This is a genomic window from Enterobacter dykesii, from assembly GCF_008364625.2.
Taxonomy (GTDB): Bacteria; Pseudomonadota; Gammaproteobacteria; order Enterobacterales; family Enterobacteriaceae; genus Enterobacter; species Enterobacter dykesii.
The window spans coordinates 3,543,482-3,568,144 of sequence record NZ_CP126604.1 but is presented as its reverse complement, the minus strand read 5'-3'; the positions used below and the strand labels follow the sequence as shown (position 1 = coordinate 3,568,144).

Sequence of the window (24,663 nt, the reverse complement as noted above, 5' to 3'; positions counted from 1 at the left end):
GCATTTTCAAATAAGATGGTTTGCCTATATCAAGTTGCGTGCCAGTTTTTAATTTGTTGATTTTACTTAATTAATACTTTTATGATCCGTAGTGGGTAGTCATTATGACTATCAAAAGCAGTGTCAATATGACAACATGCATTGTCAAAATGACAGCGAGGTCACTATGAGCTTTTCCGTAGACGTGCTGGCGAAGATCGCCATTGAGCTGCAGACCGGTATCGGCCATCAGGACCGCTTTCAGCGGCTGATCTCCACGCTGCGCCGCGTGCTTGAGTGCGATGCGTCCGCGCTGCTGCGCTACGAGGGGCGGCAGTTTATTCCGCTGGCTATCGACGGGCTGGCGAAGGACGTGCTCGGGCGGCGTTTTACCCTTGAGGGCCATCCGCGTCTGGAAACCATCGCCCGCGCGGGTGACGTGGTGCGCTTTCCGGCGGACAGCGATCTGCCCGACCCGTACGACGGTCTTATTCCCGGACAGGAGAGCCTGAAGGTGCACGCCTGTATCGGCCTGCCTTTATTTGCCGGACAAAACCTGATCGGCGCGCTGACCCTTGACGGCCTGTCGCCGGACCAGTTCGACACCTTTAGCGACGAAGAGCTGCGCCTGATTGCCGCCCTGGCCGCCGGGGCGCTGAACAATGCCCTGCTGATTGAACAGCTGGAGAGCCAGAACATTCTTCCCGGCAGCCCGGCGGCGTTTGAGCAGGTAACGCACACGGAGATGATCGGCCTTTCTCCGGGTATGGCGCAGCTCAAAAAAGAGATTGAGATTGTTGCCGCCTCCGATTTGAACGTGCTGATCTTCGGGGAAACCGGCACCGGTAAGGAGCTGGTGGCGAAGTCCATTCACGAAGCGTCGCCGCGCGCGGTCAATCCGCTGGTGTACCTCAACTGCGCCGCGCTGCCGGAAAGCGTGGCGGAAAGCGAGCTTTTTGGTCACGTTAAAGGGGCGTTTACCGGGGCCATCAGCAACCGCAGCGGCAAATTCGAAATGGCCGATAACGGCACGCTGTTTCTGGATGAAATCGGCGAGCTCTCCCTGTCGCTGCAGGCCAAGCTGCTGCGCGTGCTGCAGTACGGCGACATCCAGCGCGTGGGGGATGACCGCAGCCACAGAGTGGACGTTCGCGTGCTGGCGGCCACCAACCGTGACCTGCGCGAAGCGGTGCTGTCAGGGCAGTTCCGCGCCGACCTGTTCCATCGCCTGAGCGTGTTCCCGCTTACCGTGCCGCCGCTGCGCGAGCGCGGGGACGACGTGGTGCTGCTGGCGGGCTTTTTCTGCGAGCAGTGCCGTCTCAGGATAGGGCTTTCCCGCGTGGTGCTGAGCCCGGGTGCGAGGTCGCATCTGCTGAGCTACGGCTGGCCGGGCAACGTGCGCGAGCTGGAGCATGCGATCCACCGCGCGGTGGTGCTGGCGCGGGCGACGCGTTCGGGTGATGAAGTGGTGCTCCACGCGCGGCATTTTGCGCTGCAGGATGAAACCGCACCGGCTGTCGCCCAGGCGGCACCCGAGATAGCGAATGAAAATCTGCGTGAAGCCACGGAGGCGTTTCAGCGTCAGATGATTACCCGCGCGCTGGAGCAGAATAACCGCAGCTGGGCGGCGTGCGCGCGGGCGCTGGAGATGGACGTCGCCAACCTGCACAGGCTGGCGAAGCGTCTGGGACTGAAGGGTTAGATAATGCCGGCCTGATAGAAATCCTGCAGGTTGATGGCGCCGCACAGCCTGCCAGCGTCATCCACCACCGGTGCGGCGGTGATTTTGCGCTTCATCAGCACCTCTTTGGCTTCAATGGCGCGGCTCTCGGCGTTCAGCGTCAGCCCGCCTTTGGTCATGGCGTCCGACACTTTGGTTTCCAGCCTGCCGCCGCCCACCAGCCAGCGGCGCAGGTCGCCGTCGGTGAACACGCCCTTGACGCTCCCGCCGTCATCGCACACCGCAACCAGCCCCAGACCGGTGCGGCTGAGCTCCAGCATCGCGTCCATGACGCTGGTATCGAGTTTAACCTGCGGAATGGCGTCGTCGGTGCGCATCAGGTGGTGAACCTTGTTGAGCAGGCGTGCGCCGAGCGCGCCCGCAGGATGCGAACGGGCGAAATCTTCTTCGTTAAAGCCGCGCGCCTGCATCACCGCCATTGCCAGCGCGTCGCCCATCATCAGGGTGTTAACGGTGCTGGAGGTCGGGGCGAGGTGCATCGGACAGGCTTCACGCTCAACGGAAATATCCAGCGTCGCCTTGGCGGCCAGCGCCAGCGGCGAGCGGGATTTCCCAGTCATCGCCAGCAAGGCGACCGATTTTTCCTGCAGGCGCGGAATAATCAGATCCAGCTCTTTAGCCGAACCGGAGTAGGAGATAAACAGCATCACGTCGCGGCTTTCAATCATCCCCAGATCGCCGTGCAGCGCCTCAGCAGGGTGCACGAAGAACGCCGGGGTGCCGGTGCTGGCGAGCGTCGCTGCAATCTTTTTGCCGATATGGCCGGATTTACCGATGCCCGCCACGATCACTTTGCCTTCGCAGTGGATAATGGTGTTGGCGGCACGGACAAAATCCTCGCCCAGACGTTCCGGCAGGCGGCTGGCTTCCTGCAGTTCCAGCATCAGCGTCTGGCGGCCCGTTTCTAACAGAAAATCACTCATCTCTCTCTCCGGTTACGATCACGTCGATTCCTTTCTCTTCCAGCGCTTTCTTGAACGCCGGGTCGATACCTGCGTCGGTAATCAGCTTATCAACGCTTTCAAGGCTACAGACAATGTTGGGGCTTTTGCGGCCAAACTTCGACGAGTCGGCCATCAAAATCACTTCCCGCGCGGCGTTGCACATGGCTTTACTGACGCTGAACACTTCGTTGAACGTCGTAACGCCGGCGTTCAGGTCGATGCCGTCTGTGCCCATAAACAGTTTATCAAAGCTGAAGTGGTCGAAGGCATTCTCCGCAAGCTGGCCGTGAAACGACGCCGATTTTTTGCGGAAGGTGCCGCCGGGCATCAGGATGGTCTGCTCGCTGTCAAACTCCGACAGGGCATTGACGATGTGCAGGCTGTTGGTCATCACCGTGATGTTGTTAAAGCGGCTGAGCAGCGGGATCATCTGCAGGACGGTGCTGCCTGCATCCAGAATGATGGAATCGCCATCGTGGATAAATTTGACGGCGGCTTCGGCAATTAGCGCTTTCTGGTGGGTATTGATCAGCGTTTTGTGATCGATAGGCGGGTCCGCTTCGTCCTTGTTGAGCACCACGCCGCCGTAGGTTCGAATGACGGCGCCAGAGTTTTCGAGCAATACCAGATCCTTGCGTATTGTCGTGCCGGTGGTGTCAAAGTAGTGGGCCAGATCCTCTACCGAGCATTTTCCCTGCTTTTGCAGATGCTCGAGAATGGCCGCCTGCCGCTGACGAGGTTTCATAGGCGCTTCGTTCCTTAGGTTGCGAAATGATAATTTCGCAAGTCTATAGCTTTCACAACGAAATTATCCATGTTTCAGATTAAGCGCTAATGATAGTGCATTCTGACAGAGTGGATCATGGGGAAAGATCACATCAGGCCGTAATTCCTGCAGCGAAATGCCGTTGATTGCCTGGATTTTCACCGGTCGGGCGAAGACGGTCATGCCGCGCATGATGAGGGAATCGCAGACGTTATTGTTTTCATCCAGCGCAACGGCGACGACCACGCGCGGTTTGAAGCGTCCACCGGAACGCCCGACCCCGACGCGACCTTTCTGACACAGCGCGTCAAACGCGCGGTTAAACTGGTGGATCTGCCAGCCGCCAAACGCCATCTGGCAGATCCAGGCGAGGGCGGCGACGGTGATGAGTGCGGTGACCATATCGGCTCCTTGTTTTGTTCCCTCTCCCCATGGGAGAGGGTTAGGGTGAGGGCATCGGCCCGCTCGATCAGAACATCACCTGCCCGCCGGTGACGTTAATCGACTGCCCGGTGCAGTACGAGGCTTTCGGGCTGGCGTAAAACAGCAGCATGTTCAGCACGTCCTGATAATCGCACCCGCGCTTCAGCGGCACTTTATCGATGTAGTACTGCTCCACTTCCTCAGCCTTGATGCCGAGCTTGGTGGCATACTGCGGCAGCAGGGACTGGAACATCGGCGATTTCAGCAGGTTGCCCAGCATCAGCGAATGCACGGTAATGCCGTATTCGGCCAGATCCAGCGCCAGAGACTGCGTCAGCCCCACGCCGCCAAACTTCGCCGCGCTGTAGCCGGAGTTGTGCTTGCTGCCCACTTTCCCCGATTTGGAGTTGATCTGAATGATGCGCCCCTGAATGCCGTCGCGGATCATCAGACGGGAAAACTCGCGGGCGCAGAGGAAATAGCCCACCAGATTGACCTGCAGCGAGCGGTCAAAATCTCCCAGCTCGAAGTCGCTGATAAAGGCCGCTTTCGCAATACCGGCGCTATAAACCAGCAGGTCGGTACGGCCAAAAATCTCGTCCACGCCGCGGGCGAGCGCCATCACGCTCTGTTCGCTGGTGGCGTCGGCGCCAAACCCGTACGCCATTCCTTCACCAAACTCGGTGTTAATGGTGTCCGCCACGCGGGCGGCTTTTTCACTCTGAATGTCCACTACCGCCACGCGGTAGCCCTCTGCGGCAAGCCCACGGCAGAGGAACTCGCCTAAGGTTTGTCCTCCACCAATGACAACGGCAACCTGACTCATGTGTTTCTCCTTAATTACGCAACAAATTTTAACGTGCAGCCTGGGGTGACAGCCTGCGGAACCGGGCCCGCGACGTGAACCGTGCCGGGATATTCCGCCTGCGGCTGGCCGTCGAAACGCAGGGTGATGTGGCCCAGCTCGCGCAGGTTTTGCTCGGCGACGTCGCCGACGGCGGTGACGGCATACCGCGCCTCGCCCAGCTCCAGCTGGCTTCCTGCCTTCAGCTCGCCCTTCAGCTCGCCGTGGCAGTGGATAAAACAAAACTCTTCGATATCCGCAGGCGCCCCTTCGCGGAAGGTGATCAGCATCTGGTCGCTCAGCGCGTCGGCCGCGCTCTGGCCGATGCGGGTAATGGTGGTCTGGTAAATCACGGTCATCGCAGGAACCTCTTATTGATAAATAAAGCCGGAGACAAACCAGGCAATCAGCACCGTCGGCGCGCCCGTCAGGAAGCGGCTCACCAGCACGGACGGCACGCCCACGCGCACGGTGTCCTGGCGTGCTTCGGCCAGCGACAGCCCAACGGGGATGAAGTCGCACGCCGCCTGGGCGTTAATGGCAAACAGGGCGGGCAGGGCGAGATGCGGGGGAATGTTCCCCAGACCAATCTGCACGCCAATCAGTACGCCGATGACCTGGGCAATCACCGCGCCCGGTCCGAGGAACGGCGACAGCAGCGGGAAGGAGCAGATCAGCGCCAGCGTCACCAGCCCGAGCGGGTGGCTGGCGAGCGGGGCGAGGCCGTGGGCAATCCAGTCGCCCAGGCCGGACGCCATGATGATGCCGATCAGCGCCGAGACGAATGCCATAAACGGCAAAATGGTTTTCAGTACCGTGTCGATGGTGTCGCGCCCGGACTGGAACAGCACCGCCACGGCGGAACCCATGCCCATCCCGACCTTCGCCAGCAGGCCGTCGCTCTGCTCGGTGATTTTCTTAGTGGTGTCATACTCGCGCGGGGCCGCTTTTTGCGGCGCCGGAGTGCCGTTCACCAGCGTGATGTTGTCCTCCTTCACGCCTGAGACATAAATGTCTTCAAGGATGTACTGTGCCAGCGGGCCGGATTTTCCGGTGGAGTGAATATTTACCGTCGGAATGCGGCGCTTCGGATAGATGCCGCAGCGCAGAGTGCCGCCGCAGTCGATTACCGCCACGCCAATTTCCGCCTCCGGTGGTTCCCCTTCTTTGAAGCCGTCGACCGCTTCCCAACCGGTCAGCTCGCGCAGCCTGTCGACGATCGCCGGGCGCGTGCCTGCGGTGATGTAGACGATCTTTTTGCCTTCGGTGGCGTCGAACTCCAGCGGGCCGCCCCAGCCGCCCGTGCCTTTCTCAATGCGGATCCGGTTCATGCTGTGGCTCCTGAAAGATGGACTTTCTGTTCAAGCTGGATGCCCATTTTTTTCTCAAAAATGGCGGTGGTGAGGTCGGTCACCCAGCCGCGGAAGAAGTTGGTGACCAGGCCAACCAGCAGGTAGCTCACCGCCAGCGGGCCGAGCGGCAGGCCAAGGGTGGTGAGACCGCTGGCGATCCCGAGATAAACAAACAGCTCGCCGGGATTAATGTGCGGGAAGAGGCCGTTCATCGAATGGCAGCTGTAGGAGGCGGCGGCGTAGTAGCTCGGCTTGTACTTTTCCGGCATGAAGCGGCCGAGGCTTAAGGTCATCGGGTTGCAGAACACGAAGGTGCCGATGAACGGCAGTACCAGGTAGCGGGACAGCGGATTCCCGGCGCAGCGCTGGGCGAAGCGTTCGATGCGCTGCTGGCCGATAAAGTTGATCAGCGCGTTCATGATCACCAGCAGGCTGATCAGCAGGGGCAGGATCCCGGTCACCATGCCGGTGAACACTTCTCCGCCTTTCTGAAACAGCCCGATGAACCACTCGGCGCCGTGGGTGATGGTTTCTATCATTCTTCTCTCCTGTGGGGCTTTTTTGTTTTTGTCTGACTGGGCTAATAATAATCACTTTGAAAGGTTTTAAAGTGTTAATTAGATCTCACAATGAAAGAAAAAAGGGTTATTTTGAAAGTTTATTGGTGGGGCGAATGATTTTCGGTGGAAAAAAGCGCGGATTTGCGTGGGGGAGGTGCGTACCGCTTCCTTGAGGTGTTGCGGATGCTTTACCATACTGGGTTCTTATCGAACCCGTTAAATGGATGTCTCATGTTCAAGCGTCGTTATGCAGCGCTGTTGCCTGCGCTTATTCTGCTGTCTGCCTGTAGTAGCAAACCTAAGACCGAAGCCGTTCAGCAAACGGCGGGCGCGCCTTCCGGAGGATTCCTGCTGGAGCCGCAGCACAATATGATGCAGATGGGCGGCGACTTCGCGAATAACCCGGCGGCCGAGCAGTTCATCGATAAAATGGTGAGCAAGCACGGCTTTGACAGACAGCAGCTGCACGAAATTTTGTCTCAGGCCAAGCGCCTGGACTACGTGCTGCGCCTGATGGACAGGCAGGCGCCGACCGCCCAGGTGCCGAGCGGGCCAAACGGCGCGTGGCTGCGCTATCGCAAACAGTTTATTACCCCGGACAACGTGCAAAACGGCGTGGTGTTCTGGAATCAGTATGAAGATGCGCTCAACCGCGCGTGGCAGGTGTACGGCGTACCGCCTGAAATCATCGTCGGGATTATCGGCGTGGAAACCCGCTGGGGCCGCGTGATGGGTAAAACCCGCATCCTCGACGCGCTGGCGACGCTCTCCTTTAACTACCCGCGCCGCGCGGAGTATTTCTCTTCCGAGCTGGAAACCTTCCTGCTGATGGCGCGCAGCGAGCAGGACGATCCGCTCGATCTGAAAGGGTCGTTTGCCGGCGCGATGGGCTACGGCCAGTTTATGCCGTCCTCCTATAAACAATATGCCGTCGACTTTAACGGGGACGGTCATATCAACCTGTGGGATCCGGTGGATGCCATCGGCAGCGTGGCGAACTACTTCAAAGCGCACGGCTGGACGCCGGGCGGCCAGGTTGCCGTACAGGCAAACGGCGAGGCGTTTGGCCTGGAAAACGGCTTCAAAACTAAATACAGCGTCGCACAGCTGACGGCGGCGGGCTTAACGCCAACCCAGCCGCTGGGCAATGTCGATCAGGTGAGCCTGCTGCGTCTGGATGTCGGGACGGGCTACCAGTACTGGTACGGCATGCCGAACTTCTACACCATCACCCGCTATAACCACAGCACCCATTATGCAATGGCGGTGTGGCAGTTGGGGCTGGCAGTGTCCCAGGCGCGCGTTCCGGCGGCGTCGCCGTTTAGTCAGTAAGTCATCTTATTCCGCCCTCTCCCTTTGGGAGAGGGTACCCCGCGCCCATCCTGGTTTTTCTCAGAAACATTTCGCCACACTCCCTTTTCAAACCCGCCATTTACATCTTAACCGTCTTTCATTATTGTTATGTTATAACATTTAATACGGTGTCGACATGTCAACGTCCCTTTTTTCTCTGTCTGCTCTGGTTCGGCTTTTGCTGGCGCTGGTGCTTGTTGCCTTTATCGGGCTGGCCGTGCGCTGGGCGGTGGCATTGCCATGATTGTGATGAATGAACTTGTCGCGGGATATGAACGCCAGCCCGTTACGCGTCCTCTTTCGGGTGTAATCGACCGGGGAAGCATGACCGCCATTATCGGCGCTAACGGCTGCGGGAAATCGACGCTGCTGAAAACGCTGGCGGGATTTATTCCTCCCGTCAGCGGCGGCTTCCGCTGGCAGGGGAAGCGACCGGTAATCGGCTGGCTGGCACAGCGACACGCGCTGGAGGCGCAGTTTCCGCTGACCGTACAGGACGTGGTAAGCATGGGCTGCTGGCCGGGCATTTCGCTTTTTTCCGGGTTTCGTCGCGAAACGCGGCTGCGCATTGCCAGCGCGCTTGAGCGCGTCGGGCTTGAGTCCATGGCGTTATCCACCATCGATGAACTCTCCGGCGGTCAGTTTCAGCGCATGCTGTTTGCCCGCGTCCTGGTGCAGCAGGCGCCGTTGGTGATGCTGGATGAACCCTTTACCGGGGTCGATGAAGCCACCTGCAACGTGCTGATGGATCTGATGCTGGAGATGTATATGCAGGGGCAAACGCTGCTCGCGGTACTGCACGACAGCGAGCGCGTGTCGCGCCATTTTCCGCAAACGCTGCGGCTGGATGCTGACGTTCCCCAGTGGAAAACCGAGCGGGTGAGGGTGGCATGATCTGGCATCTCTTTTTTCAGCCGTTCATTGAGTATGGCTTTATGCGTCGCGCGCTGGTGGTTTGCCTGGCGCTCTCCGTCAGCACCACCGCGCTCGGCGTGTTTCTTCAGCTGCGTCGGATGAGCCTGATGGGCGATGCCCTTTCTCACGCTATTTTGCCGGGTGTCGCCGTGGGGTATTTGCTCAGCGGTATGTCGCTGCTGGCGATGAGTATTGGCGGTTTTATCGCGGGAATTACCGTGGCGCTGCTGGCCGGTCTGGTTAGTCGACGCACGCCGCTGAAAGAAGATGCCAGCTTTGCCGGGTTTTATCTCGGCTCGCTGGCGCTGGGGGTCACGCTGGTATCGTTGCGCGGGTCGAATGTCGATCTGCTGCATCTGCTGTTCGGATCTATCCTCGCCGTGGACAACGACGCCGCGCTGTTCGTCACGGGCGTGTGCATGTTCACCCTTATCACGCTGGCGCTGTTTTATCGCGGACTGGTGACAGAAGCGTTTGATACCGCCTGGCTGCAGGTGAACGCCCGCTGGCTGCCTGGCCTGCTGCACGGCCTGTTTCTGGCGCTGCTGGTGCTTAACCTGGTGGCCGGTTTTCAGGTGCTCGGCACGCTGATGGCCGTCGGGCTGATGATGCTTCCGGCCGTGGCAGCCCGCTGCTGGGTGCGCACGTTACCGGCATTACTCCTGATGGCGGGTATCAGCGGTATCTTCTGTGCGTGGCTCGGGCTAAGCCTCTCCTGGGCGATGAGTCTGCCGGCCGGGCCATCCATCGTGCTCACCGCCAGCGCGCTGTTCTTTATTTCCATTTTACTGGGTACGCGAAGCAGGCTCGCTGGCAGCCTGCGGGCGTATTTTTAACGCAAGGGGAAACGATGAAAGGTACAGGATTTGTAGTGGCGCTCGCGCTGGGGATGATGTCGCACGGCGTGATGGCGAAAACGCTGAATGTGGTGACCAGCTTTTCGATACTGGGGGATATCACGCAGGAGGTGGGCGGCGACCATGTGAACGTGACGACGCTGGTCGGGCCGGACGGCGATCCGCATACCTTCGAACCGTCGCCGAAAGACAGCGCGGCCCTGAGCAAGGCTGATGTGGTAGTGGTAAACGGCCTTGGGCTGGAGGGCTGGCTTGATCGTCTGGTAAAAGCCTCCGGGTTCAAAGGGCAACTGGTTGTCGCCTCAACTGGGGTGAAAACCCACACGCTTGAGGAAGATGGAAAGACTGTGACCGATCCCCATGCGTGGAACAGCGCGGCGAACGGAGCGCTGTATGCACAAAATATTCTGAACGGGCTGGTGAAAGCTGACCCGCAGGACAAAGCCGCGCTGGAAGCCTCCGGTAAACCGTATATCGCGCAGCTTAACCAGCTGGATAACTGGGCCAAAACGCGCTTTAGCCAGATTCCACTGGCGAAGCGTAAAGTGCTGACCAGCCATGACGCGTTCGGCTATTTCAGCCGCGCTTACGGCGTGACGTTTATGGCGCCGCAGGGGCTGTCGTCTGAGAGCGAAGCCAGCGCGGCGCAGGTCGCCGAGATTATCAATCAGATTAAAGCCGACGGCGTGAAAACCTGGTTTATGGAGAATCAGCTCGATCCGCGTCTGGTGAAACAGATTGCGTCGGCGACGGGCGCACAGCCCGGGGGGGAGCTTTACCCCGAAGCGCTGTCGGCAAAAGGTGGGGTGGCAGATACCTACGTTAAGGCGTTTCGCCACAATGTGAACACCCTCGCTGAGAGCATGAAATAGCCTTTCCACCGCCGGTGCGTCCGTACCGGCTTTTTTCTGAAGCCCCCTCGTAAAACCTGAAGTCCATCTCCACATCTGACGAGAAAGTGCTATCTTGTGCAGCACGTTTTTCTGATGCCTGGAGCGAGAATGACTGACCATGAATTGATGCAGCTTAGCGAGATCGTTGGCCTCGCACTGAAGCAGCGTGGCGCGACAATCACCACCGCGGAATCCTGCACCGGCGGCTGGGTGGCGAAAGCGATTACCGATATTGCCGGCAGTTCCGCCTGGTTTGAACGCGGTTTTGTGACCTACAGTAACGAAGCTAAAGCTCAGATGATTGGCGTGCGTGAATCCACGCTTGAACAGCATGGCGCGGTCAGCGAACCGGTGGTGATCGAGATGGCCATTGGCGCGCTCAAAGAGGCGCGGGCAGATTACGCCATTTCCATTAGCGGCATTGCAGGCCCGGACGGCGGTAGCGACGTGAAGCCTGTCGGCACCGTCTGGTTTGGGTTCGCCACCTCCAAAGGGGAAGGGATCACCCGCCGGGAGTGCTTCAGCGGCGATCGCGAAAGCGTGCGTCGTCAGGCAACCGTTTATGCGTTAAAAACGCTCTGGCAACAATTTCTACAAAACACTTGATACTGTATGACCATACAGTATAATTGCACCAACAGAACAGAAATCCACGGTGAAGCACAGTCGCTTCTCCCGGCATGACAGGAGTAATAATGGCTATCGACGAAAACAAACAGAAAGCGTTGGCGGCAGCACTGGGCCAGATCGAAAAGCAATTCGGTAAAGGCTCCATCATGCGCCTGGGTGAAGACCGTTCCATGGATGTGGAAACCATCTCCACCGGTTCGCTTTCTCTGGATATCGCGCTGGGCGCTGGCGGTCTGCCTATGGGCCGTATCGTAGAAATCTACGGGCCAGAGTCCTCCGGTAAAACCACCCTGACGCTGCAGGTGATTGCCGCGGCACAGCGCGAAGGTAAAACCTGTGCGTTTATCGATGCCGAGCACGCGCTGGATCCTGTTTATGCCCGCAAGCTGGGCGTGGATATCGACAACCTGCTGTGTTCTCAGCCGGACACCGGTGAGCAGGCGCTGGAAATTTGTGATGCGCTGGCGCGTTCTGGTGCCGTTGACGTTATCGTGGTCGACTCCGTTGCCGCACTGACGCCAAAAGCCGAAATCGAAGGTGAAATCGGTGACTCTCACATGGGCCTCGCGGCACGTATGATGAGCCAGGCGATGCGTAAGCTGGCGGGTAACCTGAAGCAGTCCAACACGCTGCTGATCTTCATCAACCAGATCCGTATGAAAATTGGTGTGATGTTCGGTAACCCGGAAACCACTACCGGTGGTAACGCACTGAAATTCTACGCCTCTGTCCGTCTGGATATCCGCCGTATCGGCGCGGTGAAAGAGGGCGAGAATGTGGTCGGTAGCGAAACCCGCGTGAAGGTTGTGAAGAACAAAATCGCCGCGCCGTTCAAACAGGCTGAATTCCAGATCCTCTACGGCGAAGGGATCAACTTCCTCGGCGAGCTGGTTGACCTGGGCGTGAAAGAGAAGCTGATTGAAAAAGCAGGCGCTTGGTACAGCTACAACGGTGACAAGATTGGTCAGGGTAAAGCGAACGCGATCTCCTGGCTGAAAGAGAACCCGGCTGCGGCGAAAGAGATTGAGAAGAAGGTGCGTGAGCTTCTGCTGAACAACCAGGACTCCAAACCTGATTTCGTGGTGGATGCCGCGGATGCTGAAGAAACTAACGAAGACTTTTAATTCTTTCGTTTAAAAATGAAGGGCTGCTGATGCGGCCCTTTTTGCATTTCTGAACCAGCAGGTTTTTTTATGAGTGAACCGACAACACGTCGACCCGCGTATGCACGCTTACTGGACCGTGCGGTGCGCATCCTGGCCGTTCGTGACCACAGTGAACAGGAGCTGCGGCGAAAACTGTCGGCGCCGGTAATGAGTAAAAACGGGCCGGAAGAGATTGATGCCACCGCAGAGGATTATGACCGCGTGATTGCCTGGTGCTACGAGCATCGTTATCTTGATGACGAGCGTTTTGCCTCACGGTTTCTCGCCAGCCGCGGCCGTAAAGGATATGGGCCCGCGCGCATCCGGCAGGAGCTGAACCAGAAAGGGGTGGCCCGGGAGTCCATCGAAAAAGCGATGCGCGAATGCGATACTGACTGGTGCGAGCTGGCCAGAGAACAGGCGATTCGTAAATACGGCGAACCGCTGCCGCGTGAATTTTCAGAAAAAGTCAAAATCCAGCGCTTTTTGCTCTACCGCGGCTTTCTGATGGAAGATATTCAGGATATCTGGCGTAATTTTGCCGATTGAACGCATGCGGGATTTTACTTCCCACCCAAGAAAACTTATCTTATTCCCACTTTTTCCAGTAGCTGGCCTGTCCAACGGTTTACCGATACAGGCTGGCTACGACATTTCGTTAGCTTGATTTCAGGATAATTATGAGCAAGAGCACCGCTGAGATCCGTCAGGCGTTTCTCGATTTTTTCCATAGTAAGGGACACCAGGTTGTTGCCAGCAGCTCCCTGGTACCGAACAACGATCCAACTCTGCTGTTTACCAACGCCGGGATGAACCAGTTCAAGGATGTGTTCCTTGGTCTCGACAAGCGTAATTATTCCCGCGCCACAACCTCACAGCGTTGCGTGCGTGCGGGCGGTAAACACAACGACCTGGAAAACGTCGGTTACACCGCGCGTCACCATACGTTCTTCGAAATGCTGGGTAACTTCAGCTTCGGCGACTACTTCAAACACGATGCCATTCAATATGCGTGGGAACTGCTGACCGGTGAAAACTGGTTCAACCTCCCGAAAGAGCGTCTATGGGTTACCGTCTATGAAACCGATGACGAAGCCTACGAAATCTGGGAAAAAGATGTCGGGATCCCGCGCGAGCGTATTATTCGCATCGGTGATAACAAAGGCGCGCCATACGCATCTGACAACTTCTGGCAGATGGGTGATACCGGCCCTTGCGGTCCGTGCACCGAGATCTTCTACGATCACGGCGACCATATCTGGGGCGGCCCTCCAGGCAGCCCGGAAGAAGACGGCGATCGCTACATTGAGATCTGGAACATCGTCTTCATGCAGTTCAACCGTCAGGCTGACGGTACGATGGAGCCGCTGCCGAAGCCTTCCGTCGATACCGGTATGGGCCTGGAGCGTATTGCCGCGGTTCTGCAGCACGTTAACTCCAACTACGAGATTGATCTGTTCAGCACCCTGATCAAAGCCGTTGCGGACGTTACCGGCGCGACCGATCTGAACAACAAATCGCTGCGCGTCATCGCGGACCACATTCGTTCCTGTGCGTTCCTGATTGCCGACGGCGTTATCCCGTCGAATGAAAACCGTGGCTACGTGCTGCGTCGTATCATTCGTCGTGCCATCCGTCACGGCAACATGCTGGGCGCGAAGGACACCTTCTTCTATAAACTCGTTGGGCCACTGATTGGCGTGATGGGTGCTGCCGGTGATGAGCTGAAACGCCAGCAGGCACAGGTAGAGCAGGTTCTGAAAACCGAAGAAGAGCAGTTTGCGCGTACGCTGGAGCGCGGTCTGGCGCTGCTGGACGAAGAGCTGGCGAAACTTAAGGGCGACACGCTGGATGGCGAAACCGCTTTCCGCCTGTACGACACCTACGGCTTCCCGGTTGACCTGACGGCAGACGTTTGCCGCGAGCGCAACATCAAAGTTGACGAAGCGGGCTTCGAAGCCGCGATGGAAGAGCAGCGTCGTCGTGCGCGTGAATCCAGCGGTTTCGGTGCAGACTACAACGCGATGATCCGCGTTGATAGCGCGTCTGAATTCAAAGGTTATGACGCGCTGGAACTGACCGGCAAAGTGACCGCTCTGTTTGTTGACGGTAAAGCCGTGGACAGCATCAGCGCGGGCCAGGATGCGGTTGTCATTCTGGACAAAACGCCGTTCTACGCGGAATCCGGCGGTCAGGTTGGCGATAAAGGCGAACTGAAAGGCAACGGTTTCAGCTTCAGCGTCAGCGACACCCAGAAATACGGTCAGGCGATTGGTCACCAGGGCAAACTGGTTTCCGGTTCTCTGAAAGTGGGCGAGGGCGTACAGGCTAACGTGGATGAAGCTCGCCGCGCGCGCATTCGTCTGAACCACTCTGCGACCCACCTGATGCACGCTGCCCTGCGCGACGTGCTCGGTACCCACGTTGCACAGAAAGGTTCTCTGGTTAACGATAAAGTGCTGCGCTTCGACTTCTCGCATTTTGAAGCGATGAAACCGTCTGAAATCCGCGCGGTGGAAGATCTGGTGAACGCGCAGATCCGTCGTAACCTGCCAATCGAGACCCACATCATGGAGCTCGAGGACGCGAAGAAAAAAGGTGCGATGGCGCTGTTTGGTGAGAAATACGACGAGCGCGTTCGCGTGCTGAGCATGGGCGACTTCTCTACCGAGCTGTGCGGCGGTACGCACGCATCGCGCACTGGTGACATCGGCCTGTTCCGCATTGTTTCCGAGTCGGGAACGGCGGCAGGTGTGCGTCGTATTGAAGCGGTGACCGGTGAAGGTGCGATTGCCAGCCTGCATGCGCAGAGCGATCAGCTGCACGACATCGCGCAGCTGCTGAAAGGCGATAGCCAGAACCTGGGCGAGAAAGTGCGCGTTGCGCTGGATCGCACGCGTCAGCTGGAAAAAGAGCTGCAGCAGCTGAAAGAGCAGGCTGCGGCGCAGGAGAGTGCAAACCTCTCCAGCAAGGCTGTAAACATTAAGGGCGTCAAACTGCTGGTCAGCGATCTGGCGGGCGTTGAGCCTAAGATGCTGCGTACTATGGTCGACGATCTCAAGAACCAGCTTGGTTCTACCGTTATCGTGCTGGCGACAGTGGCAGAAGGTAAGGTTTCTCTGATTGCGGGCGTCTCTAAGGATGTGACCGACCGCGTAAAAGCAGGGGAACTGATTGGTATGGTCGCTCAGCAGGTGGGCGGCAAGGGTGGCGGTCGTCCGGACATGGCGCAAGCCGGTGGTACGGATGCGGCGGCACTTCCGCAAGCTTTGGCCAGCGTTGAAAGCTGGGTAAGCGCGAAACTGTAATAACTACAAAGCACAAGCAGACGCCATAGCGGTAACGTTATGGCGTCTTGTTCACTGTGCTATCGATAACGATAAAGTCAGGTTGAGTTTGTGTATATCGGCTAAACTTACGTTTAACAGAATGTGATGCCGTGACTGCTTACACTTACGTGTTTGTCATCGCTTACTTTTTGGCGTTATATGATGGATAATGCCGGGATACAAGAGACCCGACTCTTTTAATCTTTCAAGGAGCAAAGAATGCTGATTCTGACTCGTCGAGTTGGTGAGACCCTCATGATTGGGGATGAGGTCACCGTGACAGTTTTAGGGGTAAAGGGTAACCAGGTACGTATTGGTGTTAACGCTCCTAAAGAAGTATCTGTCCACCGTGAAGAGATCTACCAGCGTATCCAGGCTGAAAAATCCCAGCAGTCCAGTTACTGATATTGTCGCGTCTCGCTGTCGGGCGAGACGCAACCCTCCTGTCATTTTTCCTGCTCAACGTTACCGTTTAATTTCAAACGCTCTCTTTTTAACCACTCTGTTACCCTAAACTCGCCCCTACGCCGCCATTTCTGCAGAGGTTTTCTGTGAAGATGCCTGCAAAATCCGCTTATAAAACACCCTCTTTGCGGCTTTTACATGCGAATTGCGTGTGATTTGTGCAAACGATAAAAGCTTTTGGAAAATTGTTTGACTTATAAGTCCCAGAAAGTAATATATGCGCCACGCAGCGACGAGAAGCTCTTAACGAGTAACTCGAAGCACTCGAAAGAGGCGTTGTGTGGTGAGGTGGCCGAGAGGCTGAAGGCGCTCCCCTGCTAAGGGAGTATGCGGTCAAAAGCTGCATCCGGGGTTCGAATCCCCGCCTCACCGCCATTTTGCATCCGTAGCTCAGCTGGATAGAGTACTCGGCTACGAACCGAGCGGTCGGAGGTTCGAATCCTCCCGGATGCACCATCTATTACTTCATATTGCTTTAGAAGTGATATGAATATCGAGCAGTACAGTAGTAAATCCCGATGCATCCGTAGCTCAGCTGGATAGAGTACTCGGCTACGAACCGAGCGGTCGGAGGTTCGAATCCTCCCGGATGCACCATTTACTATTTCTGAAAGCAGTACCCTGATGCATCCGTAGCTCAGCTGGATAGAGTACTCGGCTACGAACCGAGCGGTCGGAGGTTCGAATCCTCCCGGATGCACCATATTCTCCGAGATAATAGCCACGCTGTTGTTTCAAGGTCTGCGAGTTAATCGCGAGCACCTGGGAGGATAACGTTGCTTCAGCAACGGCCCGCAGGGCGAGGCGCAGCCGAGTAATCCTCCCGGATGCACCCTTTACTGTTTCTAAAAGCATTTCCCGATGCATCCGTAGCTCAGCTGGATAGAGTACTCGGCTACGAACCGAGCGGTCGGAGGTTCGAATCCTCCCGGATGCACCATCTCTTCTGCTTTCCCTTCGATGTTTAGTTCTTAATCACTCTCGTTGTTATCATTTCGCAATCAGCGACAAAAATCACCATTTACGATAAAGTAATGCTTTGTTAATCGTTTAGCGAGAGCACGATGTACGCACAGTATGACGGTTTGATCTTCGATATGGACGGCACTCTCCTGGATACCGAACCCACGCATCGTCAAGCCTGGACTGACGTCCTGGGCCGCTACGGCATGCGTTTCGATCTTCAGGCGATGATTGCCCTCAACGGATCCCCCACCTGGCGTATTGCGCAGGCCGTGATTGAACTGAATCAGGCCGATCTCGACCCGCACCTGCTCGCGCGCGAAAAAACCGATGCGGTAAAAGCCATGCTTTTAGATACCGTACGCCCTCTGCCGCTGATTGATGTGGTAAAAGAGTGGCACGGGCGCCGCCCGATGTCGGTAGGAACCGGGAGCGAAAGCGCGATTGCAGAAGCTTTGCTCAACCATCTTGGCCTGCGCCACTATTTTTCTGCCGTGGTGGCCGCCGATCATGTTAAACATCACAAGCCCGCACCGGACACCTTCCTGCTTTGCGCAGAATTAATGGGCGTCCCGGCGGCAAAATGTGTCGTGTTTGAAGACGCCGATTTCGGTATCCAGGCCGCGCGAGATGCCGGAATGGATGCGGTGGATGTGCGCTTACTGTGAGTGACGCGCTGTCACTTGCTTCATTATTCGCCAGCAGTTTTTTAAGCGCCACGCTGTTACCGGGAAATTCGGAAGTGGTGCTGGTGGCGATGCTGTTGTCCGGCGTGAGTCAGCCCTGGCTGCTTGTATTAATAGCAACAATGGGTAATAGCCTTGGAGGGCTGACTAACGTTATTCTTGGGCGTTTCTTTCCGCTGCGCGAAAAATCGCGCTGGCAGGAAAAGGCAGTCGGCTGGCTAAAACGCTATGGCGCTGCCACGCTGTTATTAAGCTGGATGCCTGTAATAGGCGATTTACTGTGTCTGCTGGCGGGATGGATGCGCATCTCCTGGGGACCGGTGCTCTTTTTTTTGTGCCTTGGCAAGGCGTTGCGCTATGTTCTTGTGGCGTGGGCAACACTACAGGGTATGACGTGGTGGCACTAATTGGTGGAATGAAAACGCGACCTTCAATCGTCAACCATTACAATTATGCTGAGTAACATTACTTTGACAGGCGGGAGGTCAATTTGATCCCGGACGTATCTCAGGCGCTGGCCTGGCTGGAAAACCACCCTCAGGCATTGAAGGGTATTCAGCGTGGTCTTGAGCGTGAAACGCTGCGCGTTAACGCGGACGGTAGCTTAGCGACGACGGGTCACCCGAAGGCGTTAGGCTCGGCGCTGACACATAAATGGATCACAACCGATTTCGCTGAAGCGCTGCTGGAGTTCATCACCCCAGTAGAGGGTGATATTGATCATATGCTGACGATCATGCGCGATATCCATCGCTACACCGCGCGCAACATGGGCGACGAACGTATGTGGCCCCTCAGCATGCCGTGCTATATCGAGCAGGGCCAGGAGATTGAGCTGGCGCAGTACGGCACGTCAAATATCGGCCGGCTGAAAACGCTCTATCGCGAAGGGCTGAAAAACCGCTACGGCGCGTTGATGCAGACGATCTCGGGCGTGCATTACAACTTCTCGCTGCCAATGGCCTTCTGGCAGGCGAAATGCGGTGAAACGGATAAAGACGCGATCTCTGAAGGCTACTTCCGCCTGATCCGCAACTATTACCGTTTCGGCTGGGTGATCCCGTATCTGTTTGGTGCGTCTCCTGCGATCTGTTCTTCGTTCCTGCAGGGGAAACCGACCACGCTGCCGTTCGAGAAGACCGAGTGCGGAATGTACTATCTCCCGTACGCCACCTCTCTGCGCCTGAGCGATCTCGGTTATACCAATAAATCGCAAAGCAATCTCGGTATTACGTTTAACGAATTGCACGAATATGTGGCAGGATTGAAGCGGGCGATCAAAACCCCGTCGGAAGAGTACGAGAAAATCGGCCTCGAAAAAGACGGCAAGCGCCTGCAAATCAACAGCAATGTGCTGCAGATTGAAAACGAGCTGTATGCGCCTATTCGTCCTAAACGCGTGACGCGCAGCGGTGAAACCCCGTCGGATGCGCTGCAGCGCGGCGGGATCGAATACATCGAAGTGCGTTCGCTGGATATCAACCCATTCTCACCGATTGGCGTTGATGAACAGCAGGTTCGCTTCCTGGATCTGTTTATGGTCTGGTGCGTGCTGGCGGATGCGCCGGAAATGAGTTCAGACGAACTGCTCTGTACCCGTACAAACTGGAATCGTGTGATTCTGGAAGGGCGTAAACCGGGCCTGACGCTGGGTATCGGCTGCGAAACGGCACAGTTCCCGCTGACCAAAGTCGGCAAAGATCTGTTCCGCGACCTGAAGCGCGTTGCCCGCACAATGGACAGCATTGACGGCGGCGACGCGTATCAACAGATCTGCGACCAGCTGGTGGAATGTTTTGATAATCCGGAACTGACGTTCTCAGCGCGTATTCTGCGTTCTATGATCGATCAGGGCATTGGCGGCACGGGGCGTTCACTCTCAGCGGAGTACCGTGAGATGCTGATGCAGGAGCCGTTAGAAGTGCTGAGCGAAGCGGATTTTGCCGCGGAACGCGATGCGTCCGTGGTGCGTCAGAAAGAGGTTGAAGCGGCGGATACCGAGTCGTTTGAGGCGTTTCTGGCGAAGCAGTCTTAAGCAGAAAAGAAAAAGGCCACATCGCTGTGGCCAAAATATACATCTCTGAATTCAGGGATGATGATAACAAATGCGCGTCTTTCATATACTCAGACGTGCATTCTGTAGAAGAGTTCAGTTTATTTTAAAAAAAATCACTGTCGGAGGTGACGTATGCCGTTATTAGATAGCTTTACTGTCGACCATACCCGTATGGAAGCACCTGCAGTACGCGTGGCGAAGACCATGCACACCCCGCACGGCGACACGATCACCGTTTTCGATCTGCGTTTCTGCGTGCCAAATAAAGAAGTGATGCCAGAGAAAGGCATTCATACCCTGGAACACCTGTTCGCCGGTTTCATGCGTGACCATCTGAACGGCAACGGCGTTGAGATCATCGACATCTCTCCGATGGGCTGCCGTACCGGTTTCTACATGAGCCTGATTGGCCAGCCGGAAGAGAAACGCGTCGCTGATGCGTGGAAAGCGGCGATGGAAGACGTGCTGAAGGTGAAAGAGCAGAACCAGATCCCTGAGCTGAACGTTTACCAGTGCGGTACTTACCAGATGCACTCTCTGGAAGAAGCGCAGGACATCGCGCGTCACATCATCGAGCGTGATGTTCGCGTGAACAGCAACGAAGAGCTGGCCCTGCCAAAAGAAAAACTGCAGGAACTGCACATCTAGTGCACCTTTTCCCTCTCCCACCGGGAGAGGGTAGGGTGAGGGTTGTTTAACCCCATGACCACAACCGCAACGTTCTCCTTTACCCATCGTCCCCTCGTTCCGTTCGCCCATGATTACGTTCATGGTGACAGCGAGCCGTGGCATGAGCACGACTGCGCGCAGCTGTTGCACATCCTGAGCGGCGTGGTACGGGTTGATACCGTCTCGGGCTGCTGGGTGGTACCGCCTGGCCGCGGCGTCTGGCTGCCGGCGGGTACTCGCCACTCGCTTCGCATCACCGGCAACGTGGCGGCGCGAACGCTGTTCATCGATCCGCTGGCGCGAGCCGATCTCCCGGCCACCTGCCAGATCGTGCAGATCGCGCCGCTGTTGCGCGAGCTGATCCTCGTCTCTCTTGCTTTACCTGAATCGTACTCGCCCGGCAGCCGGGATGAACGCGTCTATGAACTCATTCTCGATGAAATCCGCACTATGCCGGTGCTGCCGTTTCATCTGCCGGAGCCGGAAAGCGAGGCGTTACGTCACCTGTGTCTGCAAATCCGGCAAAACGCGGGGGAGAGCTGGAGCGGCGCGCAGGCCGCGAGCATGATGAACATGAGCGAGCGCACCCTGAACCGCCATTTTCAGCAGCAGACGGGATTAAGCTACGGCGAGTGGCTGAGACGGGCGCGCCTGCTGGAAGCCTTAGTGCGGCTGGCGCAGGGCCAGCCGGTACTGCGCGTGGCGCTGGATCTGGGTTACGGCAGCCACAGCGCCTTTACGGCGATGTTCCGCCGGGTGATGGGCGTCTCCCCCAGCGATTATTTTAAGAACGACTGACGGCGTTTAAAAGCGCCTGAAGCGACGCGCGCGCCACGTCGCTGTCAATGCCTACGCCCCAGCGGCTGCTGCCGTCCTGGAACAGGCAGCGGATGTAGGCCACCGAGCGGCTGTCGCTGCGCTCGCCTAACGTATGCTCGTGATAATCCTTAATCACGAACGGGGCGTTGACCCAGCGGCTTAAGCCCTGAGCGGCGGCGGAGAGCAGACCGTTACCCTGACCTTCCAGCTGACGCGTTCCCCCCTGCGTAGCGACGCTTGCCGTCAAACGCAGCTGGCCGTCCTGCTGGCTGTCGCTGCGGTAGGATTGCAGCGCAAACTGCGGCGTGGCTACCAGGCCGTAGCGGGTGCGGAACAGCTGCCACAGCGCGTTTTGCGTCATCTCTTTTCCGTGGCGATCGGTTTCCTGCTGCACGTGCTGGCTGAAATCCTGCTGCAGGGCGCGGGGCAGTTTTAGCCCATGGTTTTGCTCAATCAGCCACGCGCTGCCGCTTTTCCCTGACTGGCTGTTGACGCGGATCACCGCTTCGTAGGTGCAGCCGATATCCTGTGGATCGACGGGCAGATACGGCATCTCCCAGCGATCGCCAGGCCTGTGGGCATCAAAGCCTTTTTTGATCGCGTCCTGATGCGAGCCTGAGAAGGCGGTATAGGCCAGTCGTCCGGCCCACGGGTGGCGCGGATGCACCGGCAGCTGGTTGCAGGCTTCCACCACTTCCACGATCCGGTTCATATCGCTAAAGTCGAGATTCGGGCTGATGCCCTGGCTGTAGAGGTTCATCGCCAGCGTCACCAGGCAGACGTTGCCCGTGCGCTCCCCGTTACCAAACAGACAGCCTTCCACGCGGTCAGCCCCCGCCATCACGGCCAGCTCGGCGCTGGCGACGCCGGTACCGCGGTCATTATGCGGATGCACGCTGATGCAGACATCCCGGCGGCGGCTGAAGTGACGACAGAAATACTCGATCTGGTCGGCATAGACGTTCGGCGTGCTCACTTCGACGGTGGCCGGTAAGTTGATCACCATGGGCCGTTCGTCGCACGGCTGCCAGATCTCCGCCACGGCTTCACAGATCTCCAGCGCAAACTCCGGCTCGGTAAAGCAGAAGGTCTCCGGGGAATACTCATACTGCCAGCGGGTGTCCGGGTTCTCTTCACACAGCTGACGAATAAGCCGCGTGGATCGCGTCGCCAGCTCGACGATTTGCGCTTTTTCCATGCCGAATACCAGGCGGCGGAACAGCGGGGCGGTGGCGTTATACAGATGGACGGTGGCCTGTTTCGCGCCGCGCAGGGATTGGAAAGTGCGATGGATGAGATCTTCCCGCGCCTGGGTTAACACCTGAATCGTCACGTCATCCGGGATGCGGTTCTCTTCAATCAGCTGGCGAACAAAGTTGAAGTCCGTCTGCGAGGCGGATGGGAAAGCCACCTCAATTTCTTTGAATCCGCAGCCCAGCAGCAGATCCCAGAACTGCAGCTTGCGGGTGCTGTCCATCGGCTCGGCAAGGGCCTGGTTGCCGTCGCGTAAGTCGGTTGATAGCCAGCGCGGCGCGCGGGTAATGCGTTGCTCCGGCCAGCGGCGGTCGGGCAGGGAAAGGGTTGGATAGGGTTGGTACTTGTCGGCGGGTGTGTTCAGCATGATGCGCTCCTGTTGTCTTTTCACCATCGTGAATGGATTTCAGGAGCGCTGCTTTATCGAAACTGACAATCGCTGTCGCGTTCTGGACAACGCGAATTAGTGCGCGCCACCGCCGCCGCTACCGGCACCAAACGGTGGTTTAGCAAACCACACCAGCCCCAGCAGGACGATAAAGATCCCCGCTGATATCCAGAAAATCTCGTTGGCCGAGATAATCAGCCCCTGGTTGGTGATCTGCTGGGCTATCCACCCTGACGCCTGCTGTTCCGTCATACCCATTCCCTGAAGCTGGTTGTACATCTCCCGGGAGTTCGGGTTGAACGGGTTCACCGCTTCGGTCAGCTGGGCATGGTGCATCGATTCACGGTTTGTCCACAGGGTGGTGGTGATCGACGTACCAATCGAGCCCGCCAGCGTTCGCGTAAAGTTCGACAGGCTTGATGCGGCCGCCATGCGCTCAGGCGGTAAACCGGAAAGCGTGATGGTGGTCAGTGGCATAAAGAAACACGCCACGGCAAAGCCCTGAATAAACTGCGGCCACGCGGACGCGCCAAAGTCCATTCCCGGTTCGAACGTATACGCGCGCCAGTAAAAGCAAACGGCATACATGATAAAGCTGAACGTCACCAGCCTGCGCATGTCGAGCTTGTGGGCGAAGCGGCCAATAATCGGCGACAGCAGAACCGGAATCAATCCAACCGGCGCCGAGGCTAAACCTGCCCAGGTTGCGGTGTAGCCGTATACCTCCTGCAACAGCTGCGGCAGCAGTACAATCGCGCCGAAGTAGAGCATGTAGGCGAGGCTGATACACAGACAGCCTATGGTAAAGTTTCGCGACTTAAACAGCGACAGGTCGACTATCGGGTTATCGTCCGTTAGCTCCCAGACAATCAGGAAGCTCAGCGACACCACCGCGACAATCGTCAGGATGATGATCTCCCGGGAGTTGAACCAGTCCAGCTCTTTGCCCTGGTCGAGCATGACCTGCAGGCTACCGATGCCGACAACCAGCAGTGCCAGACCAATGGCGTCGATACGCCGCTGTTCCGTCCGGGTTTCTCTGCCGCGCAGCGACTGGAGCGTCAGCATTACCACGATGGCGCCAATCGGTACGTTGATGAAGAAGATCCAGCCCCAGTGATAGTTGTCGCTGATATAGCCGCCTAAGATAGGCCCGCAAATCGGCGCGACAATTACGGTCATTGACCACAGCGCCAGCGCAATCGAGCGCTTGGCGGGCGGGTAGTTGTTCAGCAGTAAGCTCTGCGACAGCGGGATCAGCGGCCCGGCGACAATCCCCTGAATGACGCGGAAGAAAATCAGCATCGTCAGGCTACTGGACATGCCGCACGCCCAGGAGGCAAGAACGAACAATACCGTCGACCAGAGGAACAGCTTCACTTCACCGACGCGCTTTGCCAGCCAGCCGGTAATCGGAATGGAGATGGCGTTTGCCACCCCAAACGAGGTAATGACCCAGGTTCCCTGGCTCAGCGACGAGCCAAGGTTACCGGCGATGGTCGGGATCGCCACGTTTGCGATGGTGGAGTCCAGCACCTGCATGAATGTCGCCAGCGACAGCGCGATGGTCATAATGACCAGCTGCGCGCCTTCGAGCGGTTTTTGCGGCTTTTGCTGTTGCATAACGCTCAC

24 protein-coding genes and 5 tRNA genes are annotated in these 24,663 nt (G+C 57.4%); 20 read left to right on the top strand and 9 right to left on the bottom strand.

Translation table 11 applies throughout. From position 1 onward, the window contains the following. Window positions 1-166: 166 nt before the first annotated feature. A complete protein-coding gene (gene norR / locus F0320_RS16950) occupies window positions 167-1,681 on the top strand; it encodes a nitric oxide reductase transcriptional regulator NorR (RefSeq protein WP_126329569.1) in 1,515 nt (504 codons plus the stop codon). Here norR and gutQ read toward each other — a convergent pair. The 7 genes from gutQ to srlA form a co-directional block, all read right to left on the bottom strand. Continuing rightward, the gene (gutQ, locus tag F0320_RS16945; RefSeq protein WP_033146372.1) at window positions 1,678-2,643 is read right to left on the bottom strand and encodes an arabinose-5-phosphate isomerase GutQ; all 966 of its coding nucleotides are present in this window, start codon (window positions 2,641-2,643) and stop codon (window positions 1,678-1,680) included. The genes norR and gutQ overlap by 4 nt on opposite strands. Then, window positions 2,636-3,409 (bottom strand): glucitol operon DNA-binding transcriptional repressor SrlR, encoded by a 774-nt coding sequence (gene srlR / locus F0320_RS16940; protein WP_032640855.1) that lies wholly within the window; start codon window positions 3,407-3,409, stop codon window positions 2,636-2,638. The genes gutQ and srlR overlap by 8 nt, the downstream gene beginning before the upstream one ends. A 63-nt stretch (window positions 3,410-3,472) precedes the next feature. Next, entirely contained in the window at window positions 3,473-3,832 is a 360-nt protein-coding gene (gutM, locus tag F0320_RS16935; RefSeq protein WP_045286053.1) for a transcriptional regulator GutM, read from the bottom strand. A gap of 67 nt (window positions 3,833-3,899) precedes the next feature. Next, window positions 3,900-4,679, bottom strand: coding sequence for a sorbitol-6-phosphate dehydrogenase (srlD, locus tag F0320_RS16930; protein ID WP_023294411.1), 780 nt, complete (start codon window positions 4,677-4,679; stop codon window positions 3,900-3,902). Window positions 4,680-4,693: 14 nt separating this feature from the next. Next, window positions 4,694-5,056: a PTS glucitol/sorbitol transporter subunit IIA gene (srlB, locus tag F0320_RS16925; RefSeq protein ID WP_023308951.1), complete on the bottom strand. Its 363-nt coding sequence runs from the start codon at window positions 5,054-5,056 to the stop codon at window positions 4,694-4,696. A 12-nt stretch (window positions 5,057-5,068) separates the two neighbouring features. Then, a complete protein-coding gene (srlE, locus tag F0320_RS16920) occupies window positions 5,069-6,028 on the bottom strand; it encodes a PTS glucitol/sorbitol transporter subunit IIB (RefSeq protein WP_047650299.1) in 960 nt (319 codons plus the stop codon). Then, on the bottom strand, window positions 6,025-6,588 hold the full coding sequence (gene srlA, locus F0320_RS16915) for a PTS glucitol/sorbitol transporter subunit IIC (RefSeq protein WP_023333189.1): 564 nt from the start codon (window positions 6,586-6,588) through the stop codon (window positions 6,025-6,027). Before srlA ends, srlE begins: the two co-directional genes overlap by 4 nt. A 252-nt stretch (window positions 6,589-6,840) precedes the next feature. Between srlA and mltB the strand changes: the two genes are divergently transcribed. The 19 genes from mltB to F0320_RS16820 all read left to right on the top strand — a co-directional run bounded on the left by mltB (window position 6,841) and on the right by F0320_RS16820 (window position 21,368). Continuing rightward, the gene (gene mltB / locus F0320_RS16910; RefSeq protein ID WP_173651697.1) at window positions 6,841-7,941 is read left to right on the top strand and encodes a lytic murein transglycosylase B; all 1,101 of its coding nucleotides are present in this window, start codon (window positions 6,841-6,843) and stop codon (window positions 7,939-7,941) included. A gap of 261 nt (window positions 7,942-8,202) precedes the next feature. Then, window positions 8,203-8,856: a metal ABC transporter ATP-binding protein gene (locus tag F0320_RS16905; protein WP_126329565.1), complete on the top strand. Its 654-nt coding sequence runs from the start codon at window positions 8,203-8,205 to the stop codon at window positions 8,854-8,856. Next, on the top strand, window positions 8,853-9,713 hold the full coding sequence (locus F0320_RS16900; RefSeq protein WP_039263400.1) for a metal ABC transporter permease: 861 nt from the start codon (window positions 8,853-8,855) through the stop codon (window positions 9,711-9,713). The genes F0320_RS16905 and F0320_RS16900 overlap by 4 nt, the downstream gene beginning before the upstream one ends. 14 nt (window positions 9,714-9,727) lie before the next feature. After that, entirely contained in the window at window positions 9,728-10,606 is an 879-nt protein-coding gene (locus tag F0320_RS16895) for a metal ABC transporter substrate-binding protein (RefSeq protein ID WP_126329563.1), read from the top strand. A gap of 129 nt (window positions 10,607-10,735) precedes the next feature. Next, window positions 10,736-11,233 carry a nicotinamide-nucleotide amidase gene (pncC, locus tag F0320_RS16890; protein ID WP_023308944.1) on the top strand — a complete coding sequence of 166 codons (498 nt, stop codon included), beginning with the start codon at window positions 10,736-10,738 and terminating at the stop codon, window positions 11,231-11,233. 89 nt (window positions 11,234-11,322) lie between these two features. Continuing rightward, the gene (gene recA, locus F0320_RS16885) at window positions 11,323-12,381 is read left to right on the top strand and encodes a recombinase RecA (protein WP_023308943.1); all 1,059 of its coding nucleotides are present in this window, start codon (window positions 11,323-11,325) and stop codon (window positions 12,379-12,381) included. A 69-nt stretch (window positions 12,382-12,450) separates the two neighbouring features. Next, the gene (gene recX / locus F0320_RS16880; protein ID WP_033146366.1) at window positions 12,451-12,951 is read left to right on the top strand and encodes a recombination regulator RecX; all 501 of its coding nucleotides are present in this window, start codon (window positions 12,451-12,453) and stop codon (window positions 12,949-12,951) included. 131 nt (window positions 12,952-13,082) lie between these two features. After that, entirely contained in the window at window positions 13,083-15,710 is a 2,628-nt protein-coding gene (gene alaS / locus F0320_RS16875) for an alanine--tRNA ligase (protein WP_126329561.1), read from the top strand. Between the two features lie 240 nt (window positions 15,711-15,950). Next, on the top strand, window positions 15,951-16,136 hold the full coding sequence (csrA, locus tag F0320_RS16870) for a carbon storage regulator CsrA (protein WP_000906486.1): 186 nt from the start codon (window positions 15,951-15,953) through the stop codon (window positions 16,134-16,136). A 342-nt stretch (window positions 16,137-16,478) separates the two neighbouring features. Beyond that, window positions 16,479-16,571 (top strand) — tRNA-Ser (locus F0320_RS16865). 4 nt (window positions 16,572-16,575) lie between these two features. Continuing rightward, window positions 16,576-16,652: transfer RNA gene (locus F0320_RS16860), tRNA-Arg, on the top strand. A gap of 64 nt (window positions 16,653-16,716) precedes the next feature. Continuing rightward, window positions 16,717-16,793, top strand: a tRNA-Arg gene (locus F0320_RS16855). Window positions 16,794-16,822: 29 nt separating this feature from the next. Continuing rightward, window positions 16,823-16,899: transfer RNA gene (locus F0320_RS16850), tRNA-Arg, on the top strand. Between the two features lie 160 nt (window positions 16,900-17,059). Then, a tRNA-Arg gene (locus F0320_RS16845) sits at window positions 17,060-17,136 on the top strand. 124 nt (window positions 17,137-17,260) lie between these two features. Beyond that, window positions 17,261-17,827, top strand: coding sequence for a fructose-1-phosphate/6-phosphogluconate phosphatase (yqaB, locus tag F0320_RS16840; protein WP_032648006.1), 567 nt, complete (start codon window positions 17,261-17,263; stop codon window positions 17,825-17,827). Next, window positions 17,824-18,252, top strand: a complete 429-nt coding sequence (locus F0320_RS16835) for a YqaA family protein (protein WP_008499541.1) — start codon at window positions 17,824-17,826, stop codon at window positions 18,250-18,252. Before yqaB ends, F0320_RS16835 begins: the two co-directional genes overlap by 4 nt. Window positions 18,253-18,335: 83 nt before the next feature. Continuing rightward, the gene (gene gshA / locus F0320_RS16830; RefSeq protein ID WP_126329559.1) at window positions 18,336-19,880 is read left to right on the top strand and encodes a glutamate--cysteine ligase; all 1,545 of its coding nucleotides are present in this window, start codon (window positions 18,336-18,338) and stop codon (window positions 19,878-19,880) included. 153 nt (window positions 19,881-20,033) lie between these two features. After that, entirely contained in the window at window positions 20,034-20,549 is a 516-nt protein-coding gene (gene luxS / locus F0320_RS16825) for an S-ribosylhomocysteine lyase (protein ID WP_014884972.1), read from the top strand. 54 nt (window positions 20,550-20,603) lie between these two features. After that, on the top strand, window positions 20,604-21,368 hold the full coding sequence (locus F0320_RS16820; protein WP_126329557.1) for an AraC family transcriptional regulator: 765 nt from the start codon (window positions 20,604-20,606) through the stop codon (window positions 21,366-21,368). Here F0320_RS16820 and leuA read toward each other — a convergent pair. Further along, window positions 21,355-23,010 (bottom strand): 2-isopropylmalate synthase, encoded by a 1,656-nt coding sequence (gene leuA, locus F0320_RS16815; protein WP_126329555.1) that lies wholly within the window; start codon window positions 23,008-23,010, stop codon window positions 21,355-21,357. The two genes, F0320_RS16820 and leuA, sit on opposite strands and share 14 nt — an antisense overlap. 96 nt (window positions 23,011-23,106) lie before the next feature. Further along, window positions 23,107-24,654, bottom strand: a complete 1,548-nt coding sequence (emrB, locus tag F0320_RS16810) for a multidrug efflux MFS transporter permease subunit EmrB (protein ID WP_045357562.1) — start codon at window positions 24,652-24,654, stop codon at window positions 23,107-23,109. Window positions 24,655-24,663 lie beyond the last annotated feature (9 nt).

Excerpts from the sequence above, each read along its gene's own strand:
- leuA (WP_126329555.1), bottom strand. The coding sequence starts at position 23,010 with ATGCTGAACACACCCGCCGACAAGTACCAACCCTATCCAACCCTTTCC.
- srlB (WP_023308951.1), bottom strand. The coding sequence starts at position 5,056 with ATGACCGTGATTTACCAGACCACCATTACCCGCATCGGCCAGAGCGCG.
- gutM (WP_045286053.1), bottom strand. The coding sequence starts at position 3,832 with ATGGTCACCGCACTCATCACCGTCGCCGCCCTCGCCTGGATCTGCCAG.
- recA (WP_023308943.1), top strand. The coding sequence starts at position 11,323 with ATGGCTATCGACGAAAACAAACAGAAAGCGTTGGCGGCAGCACTGGGC.
- alaS (WP_126329561.1), top strand. The coding sequence starts at position 13,083 with ATGAGCAAGAGCACCGCTGAGATCCGTCAGGCGTTTCTCGATTTTTTC.
- F0320_RS16900 (WP_039263400.1), top strand. The coding sequence starts at position 8,853 with ATGATCTGGCATCTCTTTTTTCAGCCGTTCATTGAGTATGGCTTTATG.
- F0320_RS16820 (WP_126329557.1), top strand. The coding sequence starts at position 20,604 with ATGACCACAACCGCAACGTTCTCCTTTACCCATCGTCCCCTCGTTCCG.
- yqaB (WP_032648006.1), top strand. The coding sequence starts at position 17,261 with ATGTACGCACAGTATGACGGTTTGATCTTCGATATGGACGGCACTCTC.
- pncC (WP_023308944.1), top strand. The coding sequence starts at position 10,736 with ATGACTGACCATGAATTGATGCAGCTTAGCGAGATCGTTGGCCTCGCA.
- srlR (WP_032640855.1), bottom strand. The coding sequence starts at position 3,409 with ATGAAACCTCGTCAGCGGCAGGCGGCCATTCTCGAGCATCTGCAAAAG.
- gutQ (WP_033146372.1), bottom strand. The coding sequence starts at position 2,643 with ATGAGTGATTTTCTGTTAGAAACGGGCCGCCAGACGCTGATGCTGGAA.
- F0320_RS16895 (WP_126329563.1), top strand. The coding sequence starts at position 9,728 with ATGAAAGGTACAGGATTTGTAGTGGCGCTCGCGCTGGGGATGATGTCG.
- srlA (WP_023333189.1), bottom strand. The coding sequence starts at position 6,588 with ATGATAGAAACCATCACCCACGGCGCCGAGTGGTTCATCGGGCTGTTT.
- emrB (WP_045357562.1), bottom strand. The coding sequence starts at position 24,654 with ATGCAACAGCAAAAGCCGCAAAAACCGCTCGAAGGCGCGCAGCTGGTC.
- mltB (WP_173651697.1), top strand. The coding sequence starts at position 6,841 with ATGTTCAAGCGTCGTTATGCAGCGCTGTTGCCTGCGCTTATTCTGCTG.
- srlD (WP_023294411.1), bottom strand. The coding sequence starts at position 4,679 with ATGAGTCAGGTTGCCGTTGTCATTGGTGGAGGACAAACCTTAGGCGAG.
- luxS (WP_014884972.1), top strand. The coding sequence starts at position 20,034 with ATGCCGTTATTAGATAGCTTTACTGTCGACCATACCCGTATGGAAGCA.
- F0320_RS16905 (WP_126329565.1), top strand. The coding sequence starts at position 8,203 with ATGATTGTGATGAATGAACTTGTCGCGGGATATGAACGCCAGCCCGTT.
- recX (WP_033146366.1), top strand. The coding sequence starts at position 12,451 with ATGAGTGAACCGACAACACGTCGACCCGCGTATGCACGCTTACTGGAC.
- srlE (WP_047650299.1), bottom strand. The coding sequence starts at position 6,028 with ATGAACCGGATCCGCATTGAGAAAGGCACGGGCGGCTGGGGCGGCCCG.
- norR (WP_126329569.1), top strand. The coding sequence starts at position 167 with ATGAGCTTTTCCGTAGACGTGCTGGCGAAGATCGCCATTGAGCTGCAG.
- csrA (WP_000906486.1), top strand. The coding sequence starts at position 15,951 with ATGCTGATTCTGACTCGTCGAGTTGGTGAGACCCTCATGATTGGGGAT.